Annotated in this window: 20 protein-coding genes and 1 other annotated feature; of the genes, 15 read left to right on the top strand and 5 right to left on the bottom strand. The window is 45.2% G+C overall.

What is annotated here, in order from left to right; all coding sequences use genetic code 11:
- Together MKY35_RS08955 and MKY35_RS08960 are read right to left on the bottom strand one after the other, a co-directional pair.
- Positions 1-1815 carry an SNF2-related protein gene (locus MKY35_RS08955; RefSeq protein ID WP_342446158.1) on the bottom strand — a complete coding sequence of 605 codons (1815 nt, stop codon included), beginning with the start codon at positions 1813-1815 and terminating at the stop codon, positions 1-3.
- A 136-nt stretch (positions 1816-1951) separates the two neighbouring features.
- Positions 1952-2791 carry a helix-turn-helix transcriptional regulator gene (locus tag MKY35_RS08960; protein WP_023988057.1) on the bottom strand — a complete coding sequence of 280 codons (840 nt, stop codon included), beginning with the start codon at positions 2789-2791 and terminating at the stop codon, positions 1952-1954.
- Positions 2792-2954: 163 nt separating this feature from the next.
- On the opposite strand from MKY35_RS08960, the gene fabF reads away from it, so the two are divergent.
- The 3 genes from fabF to MKY35_RS08975 all read left to right on the top strand — a co-directional run bounded on the left by fabF (position 2955) and on the right by MKY35_RS08975 (position 6289).
- Positions 2955-4193, top strand: coding sequence for a beta-ketoacyl-ACP synthase II (gene fabF / locus MKY35_RS08965; protein WP_029516739.1), 1239 nt, complete (start codon positions 2955-2957; stop codon positions 4191-4193).
- Positions 4194-4486: 293 nt separating this feature from the next.
- Positions 4487-5440 (top strand): YafY family protein, encoded by a 954-nt coding sequence (locus tag MKY35_RS08970; protein ID WP_039270185.1) that lies wholly within the window; start codon positions 4487-4489, stop codon positions 5438-5440.
- Between the two features lie 108 nt (positions 5441-5548).
- The gene (locus MKY35_RS08975) at positions 5549-6289 is read left to right on the top strand and encodes a zinc ribbon domain-containing protein (RefSeq protein WP_342446159.1); all 741 of its coding nucleotides are present in this window, start codon (positions 5549-5551) and stop codon (positions 6287-6289) included.
- A gap of 86 nt (positions 6290-6375) precedes the next feature.
- On the opposite strand, the gene MKY35_RS08980 is transcribed toward MKY35_RS08975, so the two are convergent.
- Complete coding sequence (locus tag MKY35_RS08980; RefSeq protein ID WP_342446160.1) at positions 6376-7611, bottom strand: MFS transporter; 1236 nt, start codon at positions 7609-7611, stop codon at positions 6376-6378.
- Positions 7612-7806: 195 nt separating this feature from the next.
- Here MKY35_RS08980 and MKY35_RS08985 point away from each other — a divergent pair, with 195 nt between their 5' ends.
- The 4 genes from MKY35_RS08985 to MKY35_RS09000 are packed head-to-tail and all read left to right on the top strand — an operon-like array spanning position 7807 to position 10011.
- Positions 7807-8394 (top strand): TetR/AcrR family transcriptional regulator, encoded by a 588-nt coding sequence (locus tag MKY35_RS08985; RefSeq protein WP_342446161.1) that lies wholly within the window; start codon positions 7807-7809, stop codon positions 8392-8394.
- Positions 8395-8415: 21 nt separating this feature from the next.
- Entirely contained in the window at positions 8416-8808 is a 393-nt protein-coding gene (locus MKY35_RS08990; RefSeq protein ID WP_342446162.1) for a hypothetical protein, read from the top strand.
- A gap of 32 nt (positions 8809-8840) precedes the next feature.
- Entirely contained in the window at positions 8841-9431 is a 591-nt protein-coding gene (locus MKY35_RS08995; RefSeq protein ID WP_342446163.1) for an O-acetyl-ADP-ribose deacetylase, read from the top strand.
- 19 nt (positions 9432-9450) lie between these two features.
- Entirely contained in the window at positions 9451-10011 is a 561-nt protein-coding gene (locus tag MKY35_RS09000; protein ID WP_342446164.1) for a GrpB family protein, read from the top strand.
- Between the two features lie 177 nt (positions 10012-10188).
- On the opposite strand, the gene MKY35_RS09005 is transcribed toward MKY35_RS09000, so the two are convergent.
- A complete protein-coding gene (locus MKY35_RS09005; RefSeq protein ID WP_342446165.1) occupies positions 10189-11373 on the bottom strand; it encodes an aminotransferase class I/II-fold pyridoxal phosphate-dependent enzyme in 1185 nt (394 codons plus the stop codon).
- A gap of 43 nt (positions 11374-11416) precedes the next feature.
- Positions 11417-11655 (bottom strand) — a binding site (T-box leader).
- A 189-nt stretch (positions 11656-11844) separates the two neighbouring features.
- Between MKY35_RS09005 and MKY35_RS09010 the strand changes: the two genes are divergently transcribed.
- Positions 11845-12453: a DUF1349 domain-containing protein gene (locus MKY35_RS09010; protein ID WP_342446166.1), complete on the top strand. Its 609-nt coding sequence runs from the start codon at positions 11845-11847 to the stop codon at positions 12451-12453.
- 95 nt (positions 12454-12548) lie between these two features.
- Positions 12549-13259 carry a DUF1361 domain-containing protein gene (locus tag MKY35_RS09015; protein ID WP_342446167.1) on the top strand — a complete coding sequence of 237 codons (711 nt, stop codon included), beginning with the start codon at positions 12549-12551 and terminating at the stop codon, positions 13257-13259.
- 56 nt (positions 13260-13315) lie between these two features.
- Here MKY35_RS09015 and MKY35_RS09020 read toward each other — a convergent pair whose 3' ends face one another.
- Positions 13316-14245, bottom strand: coding sequence for an ArsR family transcriptional regulator (locus tag MKY35_RS09020; RefSeq protein WP_342446168.1), 930 nt, complete (start codon positions 14243-14245; stop codon positions 13316-13318).
- 508 nt (positions 14246-14753) lie between these two features.
- Between MKY35_RS09020 and MKY35_RS09025 the strand changes: the two genes are divergently transcribed.
- The 6 genes from MKY35_RS09025 (at position 14754) to MKY35_RS09050 (ending at position 21009) form a co-directional block, all read left to right on the top strand.
- Positions 14754-16097, top strand: coding sequence for a sugar ABC transporter substrate-binding protein (locus tag MKY35_RS09025; protein ID WP_029516750.1), 1344 nt, complete (start codon positions 14754-14756; stop codon positions 16095-16097).
- Between the two features lie 93 nt (positions 16098-16190).
- Positions 16191-17081: a sugar ABC transporter permease gene (locus MKY35_RS09030; RefSeq protein ID WP_013309768.1), complete on the top strand. Its 891-nt coding sequence runs from the start codon at positions 16191-16193 to the stop codon at positions 17079-17081.
- Between the two features lie 27 nt (positions 17082-17108).
- Entirely contained in the window at positions 17109-17951 is an 843-nt protein-coding gene (locus MKY35_RS09035; RefSeq protein ID WP_029516751.1) for a carbohydrate ABC transporter permease, read from the top strand.
- A gap of 80 nt (positions 17952-18031) precedes the next feature.
- Entirely contained in the window at positions 18032-19417 is a 1386-nt protein-coding gene (locus MKY35_RS09040; RefSeq protein WP_342446628.1) for an arabinan endo-1,5-alpha-L-arabinosidase, read from the top strand.
- Between the two features lie 40 nt (positions 19418-19457).
- A complete protein-coding gene (locus tag MKY35_RS09045; RefSeq protein WP_342446169.1) occupies positions 19458-20429 on the top strand; it encodes a family 43 glycosylhydrolase in 972 nt (323 codons plus the stop codon).
- Positions 20430-20664: 235 nt separating this feature from the next.
- Positions 20665-21009, top strand: coding sequence for a DUF3024 domain-containing protein (locus tag MKY35_RS09050; protein ID WP_342446170.1), 345 nt, complete (start codon positions 20665-20667; stop codon positions 21007-21009).
- Positions 21010-21048 lie beyond the last annotated feature (39 nt).

Raw genomic sequence — 21048 nt, forward strand, 5'->3', positions numbered from 1 at the left:
CTAGCGACCTCCCTTCACACTGCGTCGAGCTTTACCCGGAGGAACCGTATTGCCTGCTAAGCCTAATAAATCCTCGGTGTTTGGCTGGTCTGTGCGCAGTTGTTCCATTTCCTGTTTGATGGAATCCAGCGAGTGGCCCAGCTTTTGCATTTTTTTGCGAATTTCATCATCGCTACTGGATTCAAGCATAATTTTATACAAACTTTTTTCAATGGATTCTTTCTTCTCAAACTTCTCCAGAATAACGTCCAATCCGCCAATGACCATCTCAAACATATTTATTTTTTCATGCAGCAGATGTAGGATATGCTCCTCAATCGTTCCGGTTGTGGACAAGTTGAAAATATTAACATCATGCGTCTGTCCAAGTCGATGCACCCGTCCGATCCGCTGCTCCACGCGCATGGGGTTCCACGGTAAATCGAAGTTAATCATATGGTGACAAAATTGCAGGTTAATGCCTTCACCACCCGCTTCGGTGGCAATCATGACCTGAATGCGCCCACGGAACAGATCCATCATCCAATCCTTGCGTCCACGGTTCATACCGCCTCGGTAAGGAACAGCAGATAGGCCACGGTCACGGAAATAGTTCAGCAAATACTCCTGTGTGGCTCTGTATTCTGTAAAAATGATCACCTTTTCGTTCATCTGACGGATAAGCTCGAGCGTCTTTTCTGCTTTGGAATTGGCCTTGATCGCTTTAATGTGTGCAACCAAATCCCAGACACGATCGCGTAGGGGAGAGTCTGGAGCCATTTTTTTAGACAAATTGACCAGCGTCACGAACACAGCGTCCCGGCTACTGCACACTTCCCGTTGAAGGGTAACGAGAGACAGCATGCTACTTAAATTTCCGCCATTCGCCTGGTATTGCTCTTTGACAAAAGAGGTTACCCCATCGTACAGCGCTTGCTCTTCCGGCGAAAGTTCCAAGTGAATATTGGAAACATTTCGTTTGGTGAATTGAACTGGGCCTTCTCCGCGACGATTGCGGATCATGACTTTAGACAGCTCATCCTTGAGCTGATCTTCATTTTTGGGCAGACGTTTATCTACAACAAAGTTGGCTGAAAAATCGCCATGTCTTCCCAATTGACCGGGCTTGAGCAGTGTAATCAGGTTAAACAGCTCAGACAGATCGTTTTGTACAGGTGTCGCTGTCAGGAGCAAACAATATTTTTTACGCAGCTTCATAATGAACTGGTAGTTGGATGTCTTTTTATTTTTCAGCTTATGGGCCTCGTCTATAATGAGCAGGTCATAATCGGTATCTAGCAGGATGTTACTATGGGGCTCTCGCTTGGCGGTATCCATAGAGGCCACGACAACCTCGGAAGACCAAGAATACGCTTTTTTCTGGGCGACAGCGGGAATACCGAATTTGCTGTTCAGCTCACGCACCCATTGTAGGACCAGGGATGCGGGTACAAGAATAAGCACTTTGGAAGCCAGCCCGCGAACCAGATATTCCTTTAGGATCATTCCAGCTTCGATCGTTTTGCCCAGGCCGACTTCATCGGCAAGAATAGCACGTCCGGACATTTGAAACAGTACCTTCCGAGCGGTATCCAGCTGATGGGGTAGTGGAGTGAGGTCTTGCAAATGCTGTAGACATTGAAGCTCATCGAAGTTCGGCACCAGTTTGACTTTTTCTGCCTCAATGGCCAGCTGATACAGATTCCAATCTCCCCAAGGGCCGCCTTTGCGTAGGCGTTGGTCCAACTCATCCTGCCAGCTTCGATCAAATTGCACCGGAACAGGCAGTGGCGCTTGATTGTGTATGTGCGGGGAACTTGTCGATTTGGCTTTCATGATGATTCCCTCCCTCCTGGTAGTAGCACAGTTGAAGCTCTTGGTTCTGTCACATATGTGGCATCTATTTTTGCACAGATCGTAGATGTAGTATGGACGGAAAATGATATCTTCATAACAGGAGGGATGAAATCCTTTAGCTGCCTTCCATTAACTTTTGGAGTTTGCTCTCCGTTGAGGTTTGCGCATTGGGGGTGTAGATGCTGCAACGGAGATCAACACTGCCTTGTACCTGAAGAGAAGTTAGGTCAAATAGCATTTTGCCAGCCTTCGCATGACGAAATTCAATGAGCACCTCCGGTGCAGAGCTTACTTCACTCTGATTCCAAAGCTCGTTAAACTCCGGGTAGGCCTGGCTCATATTTTGTATAAATTGTGCATACCAGGGATCTGTCACGTATTGCCCGTAATAAGCGCGGAAAATAGCAAGGAACCCCTTTACAAAGTGTTCCCAATTCACAGCTAGACTTTTAAACTCCTTTTTGGTGAATAGCAGTTCAATCATATTGCGTTGCTCATGTGGTAGCTCGGCAAAATCCATAAAAACATGAGCAGCAGCGGCGTTCCAGCCGACAATATGACAGCGCCGATCTGAAATAATAGCAGGGCAGTAGTGCAGCTCTTGTACGATCTTTTGCAGAGAGGGGGAAATGACGGCTTGCTCTGCAGGAGCAGGAAGGCTGTGAGACCCAGCCTCGATCGCCAAATCATACAAATATTTGCGCTCGTCTGTGTTCAACTGCAATGCGGCAGCAATAGCATCCAACACAGAGGCGGACACCTTAATATCTCGTCCTTGCTCCAGCCAGGTATACCAGGTCGTACTGACACCAGCCAGCTGAGCGACTTCTTCTCTGCGCAAGCCTGGTGTTCTGCGACGTGATCCTTGGGGGAGACCGACCATATGTGGGTGTAGGCGGGCTCTTTTTGTTTTTAGAAAAACAGATAGTGCTTCCAGACGTGCTTCCGTTTTCATAGGTATTTTCTCTCCATTCAATGAGTATATCCGAAGTGAGCCAATAAGGCGTGTACTATAGTAGTGTTCATTATACCAGGATAAACAAACACTTGTAATAGGATAAGACGAGGGTAAAATGAGGATTATAAGTAAGTCACCGAGCAGGAGGAATGAATAGCTTATGCAAAGAGTAGTGATAACAGGTATGGGTGTCGTTTCCCCACTGGGTAATGAAGTGGACACGTTGTGGAAGAATTTGCTGGAAGGCAATTCAGGTATACGTAAAATTGATACATTCGATGTGTCCGATTTGAAAGCACAAATTGCTGGACTGGTACAGGATTTTGATGCAGAAAAGCAATGGGGACGTAAAGATGCTAGACGAATGGATCGGTTTACTCAGTTTGCACTATATGCGGCAGAGCAAGCGCTCAAGGATTCCGGTCTGGAACTGGATCACACCGATTTGGAGCGTGTCGGTGTTTATGTGGGATCGGGAGTCGGCGGTTTGGATACGTTGGTGGACAATGTAGATGTACTGCTACAGCGTGGACCGGGCAGAGTTAGCCCGACGCTGGTACCCATGATGATCTCAAATATGGCTGCTGCTCAAATTAGTATCGCGTTTGGAGCGATGGGACCTACGCTTTCCCCCGTGACGGCTTGCTCTATTGGGAATACAGCAATTGGAGAGGCGTTTCGGACGATTCGTACAGGAGATGCGGATGTCATTTTTGCCGGTGGAGCTGAAGCAGCGGTGTCCCGATTGGCCTTGGCAAGTTTCGCTAATGCAACAGCCTTGTCAACACGTAACGAGGAGCCTTCGATAGCAAGCCGGCCGTTTGATCAAGATCGTGACGGTTTTGTCATGAGCGAAGGAGCAGGCATCCTAGTACTGGAGTCGCTGGAGCACGCTACCCGGCGGGGAGCGGAAATCTATGGTGAGGTCATCGGTTATGGAGCGAGTTCGGATGCTTATCACATGGTTGCACCGCATCCCGAAGGAACCGGAGCTTACTTGGCGATGAAAGCGGCCCTTCGTTCGGCTCACATCTCCCCGGAAGAAGTGGACGTGATCAGTGCCCACGCAACGAGTACAGCTGTAGGGGATACCGCTGAAACTTTGGCAATCCACAAACTGTTTGGCGACTATGCCTATCAGATTCCGGTTACTGCGAATAAGTCCATGCTGGGTCATATGCTGGGAGCTGCGGGCGGGGTCGAAGCGATTGCGCTTGTGCAAAGCCTACGGGAGGGCATCATTCCACCAACGATGCATCTGGACAATCCGGACCCGGCTTGCGATCTGGATTATGTGCCTCACGAAGCGCGCAAGGCTCTACTAAATATTGGGCTATCTAATTCTTTCGGTTTCGGTGGTCATAATGCGGTCATTGTGCTGAAGCGCTACGAATCATAATTTGTAAGGAGTTATTGAAACCTCAGGCATTCTATTCGGCTGGATAGAGTACCTGAGGTTATTTTAATTGAAGAATAACAGATTCATTTTAGATCCGGATTTTGCTAAATTCGATACTAGTCGCTCCGAAGTGCAAGATATAGACGAACTAAACCATTTCGATCTATATCTTGTTCATTGAAAGTCGCTCATTGGATTTTTGCTAAATCCCAAGATAAGAGATAGAGTAAGATGAAGGAATACGATGAGGAGTTCATGGCTTATTTTTATTAATGGTGAAAGGTTTTGAAAAAATGAAAATTGACCGATTGCTTTCTATCGTCATTTTGCTGCTAAAGAAAAATAGAATACAAGCGAAGGAACTGGCTGATTTATATGAGGTTTCGATCCGGACGATCTATAGAGATATTGAAGCGATTAGTATGGCAGGTATTCCGGTGGTGACTTATCAGGGAGCCAATGGGGGGATCGGCTTGATGGAAGGATACCGCCTGGATCGCAGTATGTTGACGGATCATGATGTCAAGGACATTGTAATGGGGCTGCAGAGTTTGTCCTCGTCGTTGGGCGGCCCGAATGTGTCGCGGTTACTTCATAAATTTGAAAGTATTATACCAGAGTCTGGGAAAGAGCAATTTAGTGTCCATACCACACAGTTTATCGTCGATCATTCGGGATGGGGAAATCGGGCTGCGCAGGAAGGCAAATTGATAAAGGTAAAAGAAGCAATGAGCCAAGCGCGCACTGTCGCCTTTACCTATCGAAATGCGGGGGGAGCCATTACAGAACGGAATGTTGAACCGCATACGCTCGTTCTGAAAGGACAACAATGGTTTGTATATGCATATTGTCCCGATAGGGAGCAGTTTCGTCTATTCAAGCTTTCCCGCATGAGTGACCCTGTGGTTACAGAGACCGTTTTTGCTCGCAGGGATCTTTCTTATGAAGTGTTGCCGTGGAATGAGGGGCGGATGGAGGTATCCAGGGCCGTACAACCATTTACGCTACAATTTAACCGTAACTCAAGGCATCTGGCGGAGGACTGGTTTGGCGTAGAAGCATTGACCGAGCAGGAGGAAGGGATCTATACGGTCTCGGTCCCGTTTCCTGAGGATGCATGGGCGTACGGATTTATTTTAAGCCTGGGACCGGATGTGGTTGTCAAAGAACCAGCCCATTTGCGGGACAAGATTCATAAGATGGCGCTGCGTATTGCGTCTAATTACGAAGAAGTTCGGGAATCATAAAGGAATTTCTTAGATTAAAGTAAAACAAACCTGACCCATAGTTGTCAGGTTTGTTTCGTTATACTGGTGGCATACCTGATATCAGATAGCGAAAGGGGATTTACGAGGATGGATAAAGCTTGTCAAAGTTGTGGGATGCCGCTGGAGCATGAGGACCAATATGGAACGGATGCACAACATCATAAAACGGATGAGTATTGCAAGTATTGTTACAAGGAAGGCGAATTTGTACAGCCTGAATTGACTATGGAGGGGATGATTCAGCAGTGTGTGCCTATCCTGGTAGAAGAGGGGATGCAGGCAGAAGAAGCGATTTCGATGCTGCGTAATTACCTACCGCATTTGAAAAGGTGGAGGTCTTTAGAGGATACAGAGCTTCAACTTGATGGACCCATTCGGGAGGAAAACCGAGGTGAAATCCATTTAATTGGACTAAAAGCACGTACAAATAATCAGAAGGAACAAACATCTCACGGGATCATTCCAAACATGTGGGAACGTTTTTGGAGCGAGGGTGTGCCAGGTCGGATCAGGGGGCATGAAGGATCTGCTTCCGTCTATGGTTGCTATACTGACTATGAAAATGGAGCTTTGGGTGAGTATACATTCTTTATCGGGAAGGAAGCGGCTGTTGATTTCCAAACTCCTGACGATCTTGAAGAACTTGTCATTCCGGCTGCGCGCTATGCTATTTTTCAGGCTACTCAGGAACCCTCTTCTGTCTTCCGTGTATGGCAGACGATTTGGGCGTGGGCTGCCGCGGGACAAGGGGAGCGGACATACACAGGTGATTTTGAAGTGTATGGCAGTCCTGATGAACCTGTTTTGATTTATATCGCAATCAAGTGATGATTTTGTCGTGACAGAAGAGAACCACCCGGTCATTGTCGTGGACCCGGCGGTTTTTTCTGATTCAATCAATAGCATTCTCCCCGTCAAGTTGAACGTCGGGTCACAGCCCAAAAGATGAGAGCCAGAGCACTGACACCAGCTCCTAATAGACACACCCCGTTCCATCCGGCATAGATGTACATATGAGTGGAAGCAATAGCCCCGGTGGCGCTACCGATGGAATAAAATATCATGTAGCCTGCGGTAAGTCGGCTTCGTGCCTCAGGGCGAACGTTGAAAATCAAGCTTTGGTTGGTGACATGTACAGCCTGTACGGCCAAATCCAAAAGTATTACGCCAAGAACTAAAGCAAACAAAGAATGCTCGGTGTAGCGGATAGGTAACCAGGACAGCAGCAATACAACTAGTGCGATACCTGTCGTCCGTTGTCCCAAGCCTTGATCAGCAAGACGCCCTGCTCGTGCTGCTGCTAATGCTCCGGCGACTCCAGCCAGGCCAAAGGCTCCGATGGCTGTATGTGAAAGAGATAGAGGCGGGGCACTGAGAGGTAACACAAGCGAAGTCCACAATATGCTGAATGCCATAAAAATGAGCAATGCAAGGACAGCGCGAATGCGTAGAATTCGTTCTTGCACGAACAACAAGATAACCGATCGGAGCAGCTGCGGATAGGAAAGTGTCGCACTCGTGGGTTCGTTCTTTGGCAACACCCGCAACAGAGCTACAGCCATAAACAGCGTAAGTATAGCAGAAACAAGGTAAACTGAACGCCAGCCTGCCAGATCAGTTAATACACCGGCCACGGTTCGTGCTAGCAGAATGCCGATAACGACTCCACTGGTCACCAGACCTACGACCTTCCCCCGTTCAGTCGGATTAGCCAAGGTAGAGGCGAAAGCCACGAGTGTTTGAGTAACTACAGCCAGCAGTCCAACCATTGCCATTCCCATAAGTAGTATTGTACGAGTAGGAGCAAAGCTAACCACGCTTAATGCCAGCACGGACAGTAGCATTTGCCCAGCAATCAGCCGCCGTCGATTCAAAAGATCGCCAAGCGGGACGAGCAGCAATAAACCCAATGCATAACAAATTTGCGTGATGGTAATGACCATGCCTACCGATGAGTGCGTAATGCCAAATTCATTTGCCAGCGCATCCAACAGTGGCTGTGCATAGTAAATGTTAGCGACAGCCAGCCCGCAGGCTATGGCAAATAGGAGTGCCACAGATCGGGACAGGGAGGGAATGGGGGCTGTTTCGGTAGCATTTGCTACTGTTTGATGAGGGAAGAGTACCGCTTTTTCTTCTGACGTCTTCATTTTCAAATACCACATCGCTTTCTATAAGTTACATACCGTTAAGTATAATATACCGATTGGTATGTAATTAATTTAGGTCAATATAACTCGTGCATATATGTTATGTCAAGAGTTTATCCTGTACATATTTGACAGTTCCTTTTCGTAATCATACAATCTTAATATACTGAACGATACGAAAAGAAGGAGCTGCTTATGGTTCGACCACGGGAATTTGATGAAGATCAAGCGTTGGATGCAGCGATGCAAATTTTTTGGGAAAAAGGATTCGAGGCTACCTCTTTAAGCGATTTAACCTTCAAAATGGGAATTCAGCGTCCTAGCATTTACGCTGCTTTTGGAGACAAGAAGCAATTATTCGAAGCCGCGCTGCGCAAATATACGCAATCTCATGCAGCTTGTGTAAGGGCTAAACTGCAAAATAGTTCATCTGTAAAAGAAGCATTTTACAATTTTTTTGGAGGAGTGGTGGCAGAAGAGTACGAGGAAGGACCCAATAAGGGATGCTTTTGCATCAACACGATGGTAGAATTAGCCCCTCATGATGAAAAATTCGAAATTTTAACTAGAGAACATCAAATGTATCTTTCTGCTGTCTTTCAGGAGACCCTCGAACGTGGTATTCAATCTGGGGAGCTTGAGGCGACTATGGATGCACGGGCTTTGGCGCATATGTTGGTCTCTTTGTTAATCGGGATTACCGTGATGATGAAATCACGCCCAGAGCGTTCTTTTGTGGATCATGCGGTTGCGACCGCACTTATGTTGCTGGATGGGAAATAGAGATGAAGGGAGGTAGCGTGGATGCCACAGATAAAGGCCGTTCAAACCCCGATTGGAGTATTGTATGGACGAGATGCGATCTATTTGGACCATGTGCATATGAATTATTCGAAGAAGGAGCTGATTTTAAAGGGAGAGATTAATGGGGGGCTGGCAACGGAAGCAGCAGATGATTTTGTGCCCTATGAACTGATATTTACAGAAGTCTACTACTTCAACATGATTGAATTGGACGTCGCTTTGCACATGTCTGAACGGGAATATACGCAGGGCAGCAGCTTTGATGAGCTTATAGATACGCCGTTATTAGCTACAATAGCAAGCGCACGGGGGGGAAATCTAAAGCACTATATGTTGAAAACCTATGACGATATAGTAGAAATTGCCTGTAGAGACTATAAGATGACTATATAAACGAGTTGATTTTTAGAAGAGGAAGAGGAGCAATGGATACCCAAATTGAACTATTAAACGTGACAATACGTGTGATGCAAGGGGATATTACCCGTTGTAAGGCGGATATTATTGTCAATGCAGCCAATACAAGCTTGCTGGGTGGCGGTGGCGTAGACGGCGCAATTCATAGGGCTGGCGGTCCGGCTATCTTAGAAGATTGTGTAAGTATCAGAAACAAGCAGGGTGGGTGTCCCGTAGGAGGCGCGGTCTATACAACAGCTGGCAAGCTGGATGCCCAATATGTTATTCATACCGTCGGCCCTGTGTGGAATGGTGGCGACCATCGGGAAGAGGAGCTATTGGCGAAATGCTACCATAATGCACTCCAATTAGCTTTAAAACTGAATGCACGAAGCATTTCCTTTCCGAATATCAGCACAGGCATCTACCGTTTCCCGAAAGAAAAGGCGGCGGATATTGCTATACAGGAAGTGACACGTTTTGTACGTGAACATTCGGCTTTGAATGAGATTATTTTTGTTTGTTTTGATGCGGAAAATGCTCAGTTATACAGCCGTAAGTTACAAGATGGTGTTAAGGATATTCAAAAAGATACAGTTGAAGAGAGAATACATGAATAGAAATTAGGGGGGATCATGAATGCATGAGGAGCAAAACCAGGAACATTGGCCGGTGTGGGCTACGGAGCCTGTAAAAATAGTGAATCCTGATCCTGCCTGGTCAGAGCAGGGCCTAAAGATCATTCACCAGTTGCGGGAGTTATTACTGCCGTTTAAGGTGACGGAAATCGAACATATAGGAAGCACGGCAATTCCCAATCTTTCCGCTAAGCCCATTATTGACATAATGGCAAAATTAGAATCTTGGGATCAACTGGAACAGATCGTGTCTACTTTACAACCAGCAGGCTGGAACTATGTTCCGCCTGAATTGGACGGTCGGGAATGGAGAAGATTTTTGGTTAAAGTGGAACAGGATCAAAGAAAGGGACATCTGCATCTCATACTGAAATCTGATGAGCATTGGGATCGGCAGCTATTGTTTCGGAACCGACTTCGTGAACAGCCTGAGCTGATTCAGCAATATGATGTATTAAAAAGGCGGCTGGCGATAGAAAATCAGCATGATCGTGAAGCGTACACGGATGCCAAGACTGATTTTGTGCAAAACGTTCTGAATACCGGACATCCTAAAGATTAGGACGACCGGACCTCCCGGGTACTTTCCGACCAAGCGCCGAAATCTCCGACATTTGTTATTGCCGTGTAGGGGAATGGCCGGAAGGCTTGCCAGCACACCAGAAAAAGCTTATTCAGAAGCTGTTACAGTAGGGTTCATTCAGTACTCATGTTCATTTCAAGATGGGAAAAATCGCATTTACAGGCGCTTCAAAAATGCGCTAATGCGCTCCAAAGCCATTTCCAACTGATCTCGCGATGATGCATACGAGCAGCGGATAAAGCCCTCGCCGCCTGGGCCAAATGCGGAACCGGGTACAGTAATGACTCCTTCTTCTTCCAGCAACCGCTTGGCAAACTGCTCTGAGTTTAACCCTGTGTGCATAATGGAGGGAAAAGCATAGAAGGCACCGTTTGGTTCGTGACATGGCAGTCCTGTCTGACATAGGCCTTCAACGAACCATTTTCTACGCAGATTGTAGGATTCCATCATACGATCTTTTTCCCCCAGCCCATTACGTAAGGATTCAATAGCGGCAATTTGCCCGATAATAGGAGCGCACATGGCGGTATATTGATGAATCTTCAGCATAGCTGAAATCAACTCTCTGGGGCCACACACATAGCCGACCCTCCAGCCTGTCATCGCAAATGCTTTGGAAAAGCCGCTGATGAGCAGAGTGCGCTCTTTCATGCCCGGCAGAGCAGCGAAGCTTACATGCTTCTGTCCATAGGTCAGTTCAGCATAAATTTCGTCTGATATGACGACAAGATTATGCTCCTCAACCAGGCGGGCAATCGGTAGCCAATCCTCATAGGTCATCACCCCACCCGTTGGATTATTCGGGTAACAGAGAATAAGCACTTTGGATCGTGGAGTCAGCTTGGCTTGAAGTGCCTCAGCTGTCAGCTTGAACTGCTGATCCGCAGAGGTTTCAACCGTTACGGTATGTCCTCCGTTCAGAAACGTGATGGGCGAATACGAAATATAACATGGAGCCGGAATGAGTATTTCATCGTGTGTTGAGATGAGGGCGCGTAATGCCAAATCTAGGGCTTCACTGCTGCCAATGGTAACCATGATTTCATCTGTCGGGTTGTAGGATGTGTTGAAGTTGCTCTCCAGATACCCGGCAATCTCCTCACGAAGCTCAGGAAGACCGGCATTTGGTGTGTAAGATGTTTTGCCATTTTCCAGTGCTGTGATACAGGCCTTTCTGACATGTTGAGGGGTTACAAAGTCGGGTTCACCGACACCAAGCGATACAATATCTTTTCTGCCTGTACTATATTCGAAAAACTTACGGATACCTGAAGGCGGCATTTCCCGTACAGCTGGAGTCAAAAAATCGGTTATAGATACTACTGTCGATACATTTGTCATGATGATTTCCTCCTTTTTGAAAAACAAAAAAACCCGCCCCTGTAAAAGGGACGAGTTTATACCCGTGTTACCACCCTAGTTTCATTCCATAGGAAATGACACTCTGTTCACGTATCCATCAATACGTGTTCCGGTTAACGCTGGAAAGGCGGCAGAGCTTACTTCAGGTTCAGCCCGCTTCTCAGAGATGGCGTTCGGCTACCCTCGGAATGTTGGCTTTCACCTGCCCCAACTCTCTGCAAATCCGCTGTATAGCTTACTCGTTCTCGTCATTGAAATTTGTTACCGTATCAAGTTAGGTGTAATTATAAGCACAACATTTCAGGATGGCAAGTCTTTTTTTCATAAACTTTAAAGACATATCATCATTATTGACGACTGGAAAATAACGTATATAGTGGTATCAAGGGGATTGTGCCCCAGATTTCAATGTGTTATATGACTATATTGCCAGAGAGGAATGGTATCCATATGAACGTATTTGAACGCTTTAGCGGTGAAGTTTTGCCGGCGGATTGGAGCTGGATCAATGAGCCGACAGAATGGAGATTTGATGATACCAAGTCTTTGCAAATTTTTGCACCTTCACAGGCAGATTTCTTTAGGGATCCGTCCGGCGTAGCGACTAAATCGTCCGCACCCTTTTTGCATACAACGCTTCAAGGTGATTTTACAATATGGACGAGGGTTCGTGTTGATATGAAGCAGCCTTATGATTCAGGATGTTTGATGATAATGGCGGATGATACCCGCTGGGCTAAGCTGTGTTTTGAATATTTCGAAAACACTCCATCTATTCTTAGTGTGGTCACTCGGGATACATCTGATGATTGTATATCTGGGGCGATGGACGTGTCCAATCCGTATTTACGAGTGGCACGAGCTGGAAATTGTTTTGCATTTCATTATTCATCAGACGGTCAGCATTGGAAGCTGGCGAGATATTTTGGTATGAATGTTCCTAACCAGCTAAAAGTCGGAGTTGTTGCTCAATCCCCGGTGGGGGAGGGCTGTGCTGTTACCTTTGATGCCTTGACGATAACAAACCATGTACCCGAGGACATACGAAACGTGGAGTAAACAGACAAAGGCCCTCTCTCTTAATATGAAAGCGTTATAAAATTAGGATTAGAAAAGACGTATATACGCAACTCAGGCAGGAGGTAGATGGAAACTTGCTGTTAAGAAGGAAGGGTTACAAGCTGCCCAGTTTGTTGGGAGTGCTGCTTGTAGCTACGTTGGGCTGTTTCGGACTCATTATGTATTTGCAGTCCACAAGCGGAACGAGGATATATCAATTTCTGTATTGGGATATATTCCTGGCCTGGGTTCCGGTCTTTATCACTCTCGGCATGATGGCTTTATCCAGACTGCGAAGTACAAAAGTGAGGAGTATTCTTTTATTTTTCTCTTCAATTGTATGGTTGTTTTTTCTGCCGAATGCTCTCTATTTGGTGACTGAGTTACTCCATGCGTTTCGTTTTTACGATGTGAATCCTGATACACGTTTTTGGTTGAACACTCAATTTTGGTTAATCTTATTTACGTCTTTTTCAGCAGCAGGGCTTGGCCTTTTTCTTACATGCCTTTGTGTATTGGTGATCCATCATATGCTAAGGAGGATTTGTTCAAAGGGGCTCGCATGGGCTGTAGTTTTGGTGTTGTTGTGGCTGGACAGCATAGGCGTATATATAGGCAGATTTGCTCGCTGGAATAGCTGGGATGTGTTGTTGCAGCCACTGGTGCTCCTTACGGATATTTGGAGATGGGGAGTATATGCAGGACCTAGACTTCATTTGCTGTCCTTTTGCTGGCTGGTGTTTGGGATAGCAGTCATTTTTTATTTATTGATCTATATCTCTTTAAGTGAGGATCAGGATGTTTAGGCCGAGGACATGTATTCCATGAATACAGGCTTCGGCCTATTTTTACATGTGGCGAGTCAGGAGTTGGCGCTGTCCTCCCCATGCACATCGTAAAGCACGCGCACAAGCAGATCCTGACTGAAATTCCCGAATCTTTTGCCAAAAATAGTGAGTCCTCCTTTGTTTTCTGATTCATCGGTTACAGATAAACGGAGTGTAATGTCGCTTTTATAGTTAAGGTTAATATCATCTATTGTGACCTCGGAAATGCGGCACCCGTCAATGAAGCTGCCTTGCTGATTGATGCGAATTAATTTGAGCATACCATATTGATTCAGATGCGGTGGCCACCAATCTGGATTGAGAACCCCCGGCACTTCTCCAAAATCTCCGGCGCTGGTCCAGTGCCCAATAGGGATACCGTTAATGTGAAAACAAATGTCGGAGGGATATTCCTCACAATAGCAGGGTGCTTCTGAGCCCAGTTCTGCGGAGAATTGAATTTCTTTAAAGGATTGATTCGCTTTCAGATAGTTGGGGATACGGTATTCCAAAAAGCCCTCAGCCATCCAGATCATTTCCGACTCCAGCCGCCCGGGATCTGCAAAATAGCGTGGATCATCAAAATCGCCGATAATGCTGTCTCGGGTCACCAATCCACAAGTGGGGGACGCTTGATAGTTACTATAATGACCTACGCGAATCTCAACCTCATACACATTTTTTTGTTCTCTAGTGCGCAAATCTACCATCAGCTTATCCTTGTTCAAATAGCACATTTTTCGGGTGCCGTGCTTGCCGCTCACGGTATTGATCTCCACAAGGCCGCATTCTTCCAATTTTCGAATATGCATTGTAATGGTACCGTTGCTCAAATTAAGTTTGTTAGCAATGTCATTCATACTTTGTCCCTGGTAGGCAAGTAACTCGAGAATTTGAATGCGGATTTCTGAACCCAGTGCTTTAAAAATATCTAATCCTGACATTAAGTCCTTAATATAAATCATAGCTATAGACCATCCTTATCTATAAAAATTGTGATGTAAGCGCTTATATATTTACTTTGATTTATGTTAAAATAAAATCAAAAAGAAGTAAACTGCTTTTTTGTAAATTTTTTTTACTAAATAAAGAGGGGAGCAAATTAAACTCCGAATTAAGAATTACTTCAAAAATAAATCGTATTTAAGCTTTATCACTGATTATTTCGATAAAAGTTAACTTAAATACGATTTAATTTTGCTTTCCATGTTACTCTAATCTATGTTTTATAATTATTTAAAAAGATTGAAAAATACATTGACGAACCGAGGAAAGGCATGCTATATTTTGTTTGTAAACGAATTCATTATTGATAAAGTAAAATGTTAATTATATGGCACATGAGAGGGATGATAATCACAGCGGCAATCAACAACGGGTTGTGTACCGCACAGTTAAAGATTAGGCCGAGTGGTATGAAGTTATTTTAACACTAAATGTATGCGGTTTCATTTAAATTTAGGAGGGGTCGCGTTGATAAAGAAAAAAGGTTTTGCAATAACAATGGTTGTTCTGTTGTTAATGGTGGCTGCACTGGCTGGTTGTAGTGGGGGAAGTTCCAGTAGTGATGGAAGTAAGGAACTGACATTCATGTTCCGTGGTGGCACAGATGAACAAAAGGCTTATAAGGAAGTAATCAAGAAATTTGAAGAGGAACATCCTGGCGTAAAAGTTAAAATGGTCGTGACGGCAGCGGATCAATATGCTACAAAGCTAAGAGCCGCGATCACAGGAAATAATCTTCCAGATATCTTTTACTTTGCCCCTGGAGATGTGAAAGCTTATGTAAACAGTGGGGTATTGAAGAATCTCACTCCTTACATTGAGAAGAACAAGGATATTAAACTGGATAACATCTGGAAATACGGTATAGATTTGTATCGCTATGACGGTAAAATGGCCGGTCAAGGAGATATTTACGGTATGCCGAAGGACTTAGGTCCATTCGCACTCGGCTACAACAAAACGATGTTCGAAAAAGCGGGCGTTCCATTGCCTGACAAAGACAAACCGTATACATGGGATGAATTTATCAAGGTTAGCCAAGAGTTGACCAAAGATACCAATGGTGACGGCAAGCCAGATCAATACGGTACAGGCTTTAACGTTCAGTGGGCATTGCAAGCATTTGTATGGAGTAATGGGGCTGATTGGCTGGATGAGAGCAAAACTAAAGTAACGATTGATGATCCGAAATTTGCGGAAGCGCTTCAGTACTTTGCTGACATGCAAAACAAATATAAAATCACACCTGGTATTGAACAATCACAAACATTGGACACATACCAACGTTGGATGAAGGGCGAAATGGCATTCTTCCCGGTAGGTCCTTGGGATATGAGTACATTTGAAAAACTGCCATTCGAATATGATTTACTGCCGTTCCCAGCCGGATCGACTGGCAAATCAGCAACATGGATCGGTTCTCTGGGTATCGGCGTTTCCTCTAAAACAAAATACCCGGATGAAGCTGTTGAACTGGTTAACTATCTGACGACTTCTAAAGAAGGAATGAAGCAGCTCGTAGATGCCAAGGTACAAATTCCGAATCTGCTGGACATGGCTGATGAATGGTCCAAAGATACGAAAACCAAGCCTAACAATAAACAAGAATTTATTGATATCGTAAATGACTATGGACGCTCATTACCAGGCAACTATACGTATAATGCAGAATGGTACGATATTTTCTTCACAGATATTCAACCTGTGCTGGATGGTAAAATTACGGCGGCAGATTATGTGAAACAAGAACAACCGAAGATGCAGAAACTGCTGGATAAAGCGGTGGAGCAAGAGAAAAAATCACAGAAATAATGCGTAAATAGAGGAAAAAAGGATGATGTTAGTGGCTGAATATCATGCTGCTAACATCATCTTCATTCCAAATTAGAAACAGAGGTGAGCCCTGTGATAACCAAATCTAATCTCTACCGCAAAGAGAAGGTATATGGATACTTATTTATTCTTCCACCTATTCTCGGTCTGCTAATCTTTACGTTATTCCCGTTTGTCTATTCATTATACGGCTCTTTTACAGACTGGGACGGATTGGGACAAATGAACTTTATTGGTCTCGACAATTTTAAAGATTTATTTAGCGATGAGCTCTTTTATAAATCGATGTACAATACTCTTTTCTTAATGCTAGGTATTCCAATCGGTCTTGTACTAGCTTTACTGCTGGCACTAGGTTTGAATCGCAAGATTCCAGGTACGACAACATTTCGTGTGATTTACTATATCCCGGTTATTTCTTCGTTGGCTGCCGTTTCTATTATGTGGAACTGGGCATACAACGGGGACTATGGTTTGGTGAACCAATTCCTCGAAATATTCGGTATTAAGGGTCCTAACTGGCTAATGGATAAGGATACGGTCAAACCGGCCTTGATTCTCATGACCGTCTGGAAGGGTCTCGGATATACGATGCTGCTATATTTGGCAGCCCTGCAAAGCGTATCTCGCTCTTATTATGAAGCAGCAGAGCTAGATGGAGCTAGCGGATTCCAAATGTTCCGCAATATTACATGGCCAATGGTGAAACCAGTAACTTTTTTCCTGGTCGTAACTAATATCATTGGTGGTTCGCAAATCTTTACTGAAATGAACATTATGACACCTACAGGGGGTCCGGAATACTCATCCGCCTCAATCGTCTTTTATATTTGGGATAAGGCATTTAAAAACCTGCAAATGGGATATGCCTCCGCGATGGCTATGATTCTCGGCATCTTCATTTTTATCGTAACTTTGATTCAATTCAAAATGAATGAAAAATCGTCCTTTGATGGGGATTGATTTTCGCGGAAAGGAGTGAGTCTGATTATGTCCCATAGTCAAAAAACGAAAGTTACCAATATCATTATCTTTATTGCACTAGCGATTGGAGCGATTGTGATGATCGCGCCGCTGCTTTGGATGCTGTCCACTTCAGTGAAAGAAAAGCAGGATGTCTTTGCTCTTCCACCAGTATGGATACCAGAGGTGTTCCAGTTTGGCAAGTATAAGGAAATTTGGGAAGCAGGGCCTTTGTTAAGCGGGATCAAGAACAGCGTGATTGTGGCTGTAAGTGTTACCGTTGTAGGTACCTTTACATCCAGTGTGGCCGCTTTTGCATTTGCTAAGCTGAGATTCCCTCATAAAAACAAACTGTTTTTGGCACTCATCGCATCCATGATGATTCCATATCCAACGGTTATGATTCCACAGTTTATGATGTTTTCCAAACTTGGCTGGGTCGATACACTTTTGCCTCTGATCGTTCCGGGTTTGTTCGGAAATGTAGTTATGATCTTTTTCCTGCGGCAGTACTTGCTTAGTGTACCGGATGCCATTATCGAAGCTGCGAAAATTGACGGAAGTTCTTATTTCCGACTCTATTCGTCGATTACGTTCCCGCTCATTAAGCCAGCAGTTGCGGCACAGCTTATTTTATGGTTCATGGGGATTTGGAACGATTATTTGGCACCGATAATTTACTTGAACTCACCAGAGACGCAGACACTGCAACTGGTTATCGCGAATTTCAATGCGACTTACGCCATTCAGACGGACTATCCGCTTATAATGGCAGCATCAATAATAGCCTTGTTACCTGTACTGATTATATTCTTGATCTTCCAGAAACAAATTATTGAATCGGTTGCTATTTCGGGTGTCAAAGGTTAATTGACACTTGGAGGGTACGCATGAATGATGTAAGGCAGTTACAATATGTAATGGGTAAAGGAAGGAGGAGAATAACAGTTATGGTTATGCTGCTCATGCTGGGTCTATCTGGCTGTGGGGATAACACTCCGGACCCTGTGTATCCGCAGGCTCCGCCTCCCGATCACTTGTATGATCAAAGTACGATTAACGATGAACAGCGCTGGACCATTAACAATGCACATGACCCGGCGATTATCAAAACAGATCAAGGCTATTATGTCTACTCAACGGATGTAAAGACAGGTGGAGAATTGAGACCCGGTGTCATGGTACGCAAATCGACTGACCTGATTCACTGGAACTGGGTTCAGTATGCACTCCCCGGCATTCCAAAGGAAGCAAAGGTGTGGTCATCGGCAACCAATCTGTGGGCACCGGACATCATCAAGATGGGTGATACCTATCGGATGTATTACTCTGCTTCTACCTTTGGTAGCACACGGTCTGCGATCGGATTGCAGACATCCAGCTCCCCGGAAGGCCCTTGGAAGGATGAAGGGCTGGTCGTTAAAACGGAAGAGCATGACAAGCTGAATGCGATTGATGCCAATCCGGTGCTGGATGCAGAGGGTAATCCATGGATGGTATACGGCTCTTTTTTCGGCGGTATTTATATTACACCGCTTGATCCCCAGACTGGAAAGCTCAAAGAATCTGGCTATGGTAAAAATATCGCTGCCAGAGATCGGGCAACTGAGGACGGTGCTGTAGAAGGACCTTACATTGTGTACAATCCAATGTTCCGTAAATACTACTTGTTCGTCTCGTATGATTCTTTGTTTGAGGACTACAATGTTCGCGTTGCCCGTTCAGATTCTATCACAGGCCCTTATGTGGACATGAATGGACATGATATGGCAGATACCAGCTATTTGCCTCAATACGAGATTGGAAACAAGGTATTGGGAGGTTATCGGTTCAGCGAAGGAGAAGGCTGGGTTGCGCCAGGTCACAATTCTGTCCTGAAGGACGGTGCGGATTATTATATTGTACATCATGCGCGAGGAGAAACGGACAAGAGCTGGCCGTACCTGCATGTACGCAAAATATTGTGGACGACAGAGGGCTGGCCGGTCGTCTCCCCAGAGCGCTATGCCGGCGAAAAGGAGCAGGATATACCCAAAAGGCTATTATCCGGCAACTGGGAGCGCATCGTGATAAAGCAGGAAATAGACGGCCAGGTGGAAGCTGAACCGCTCCGTCTAGAAGATGGAGGGCGGGCAACCAGCGGTTCTCTTGAAGGTCACTGGAGCTTTGATGGCAGGCGTACTCTAACAATAGATTGGAGCAATACATCCGAAGGAACTAAGGAAGAATTGTTATTGCTTCCTTCATGGGACTGGGAGCTCGGTCGCCATACTCTAATTTTCACGGGTATGAATGAAAAGGGAATTTCCATTTGGGGAAAGCGTATCAGCGATTAATTGTATGAACTACATATTACACATAGAGGAGAGAATAACCATGAATCAAACTGTACCCTTTAATAATCCGGTCATTGAGCAACGGGCAGACCCTTGGATTTACAAGCATAGTGACGGATACTATTATTTCACCGGATCTGTGCCAGAATATGACCGCATTGAGGTTCGACGAGCAAGTACTATTCAAGGCTTGAGTACAGCAGAGCCTGTCGCAGTGTGGCACAAATATGAAACGGGCCCGTTAAGTGCGAACATTTGGGCACCGGAAATTCATTATATAAACGACAAATGGTACATTTATTTTGCAGCAGCTCGTACAACAGAAACGAAGGAAGGCCTGTTCGACCACCGGATGTTCGTGCTTGAAAATGATTCAGCTAATCCTCTGGAAGGGGAATGGGTGGAAAAAGGACAGATCAAAACCCGTTGGGAGACGTTCGCTCTTGATGCGACAACCTTCCAGCATAATGGAGTTTTGTATTATGTGTGGGCTCAGAAGGACCCTGACATCGTCGGTAATTCCAATCTGTATATTTCCGAAATGAGCAATCCATGGACGTTGCGCGGTGAGCAGGTGATGATCTCCACTCCTGAATATGATTGGGAAATCATCGGTTTTAAGGTGAATGAAGGAGCAGCGGTTCTGAAACGGAACGGGCGGATCTTTATCAGTTATTCAGCTAGCGCCACAGACCACAATTATTGCATGGGTCTGTTGACGGCAGATGAGAATGCGGATTTACTTGATCCGAAATCATGGACGAAATCACCTGAGCCGGTATTCTGCACCCATGAGGAAACAGGACAATTCGGGCCAGGTCATAACAGTTTTACGGTTGCTGCTGACGGTAGTGATGTTATCGTATATCACGCCCGGAATTACAAGGAAATTACGGGCGACCCGCTGTATGATCCGAATCGTCATACACGTGTTCAGCCGTTCAACTGGAAGGAAGATGGAACACCTGATTTTGGTATTCCAGTACCAGATGGCGTTTCTGTTAATAAATAAGCGAAATCTATTATAGATGGTTAACGTGCCGCACAGCGGGACTGTAACTTTCTAGAAATCATAGGGGATTATGATTCGGCTGCATATAACAAGAGTAATAAGATATCTTCTGAGCCTTCAGGCTGGAGGATATCTTTTTGCTTTTGGGACGGCATGAAGGACTCTTTTCAAAAACTTCGATTTCTGCTATATTTAAATCGTAATATTTACGAATTGATCAAGGGGTGGAAATCTCGTGAACGAACGGATTGATCCGTTTACCGTTAAAAAGGTTGAATACCTGCTGAATGGCTATATTGCGCTAAAGGTGCCAGGCTACGTGCGTTCTGACGTGCGGCTCATTTATCAAATAGAGGATAACTGTTTGATCTTGACGGAGGAAAGGCCTTCTAATGAAACTGAGTTTTGGAATCGCACGGACATTGTCCAATTTCGCTGGGAAGAAAATCATTGGCATGTATATGCCCGGCAAGAAGCTGAAAGCTGGCAGCGTGTAAAAGAGATTGCACCTAATCCGTGCTTTGAAGAACAGCTCGAACAGGTAGAAATAGATCATGCAGGTATTTTTTGGACAGGTTAACGAAGTCTAGAATGATAAGTTTGGAAGATGGAGGTAGTG

It is taken from the genome of Paenibacillus sp. FSL L8-0638 (assembly GCF_038593075.1).
GTDB lineage: Bacteria > Bacillota > Bacilli > Paenibacillales > Paenibacillaceae > Paenibacillus > Paenibacillus polymyxa_D.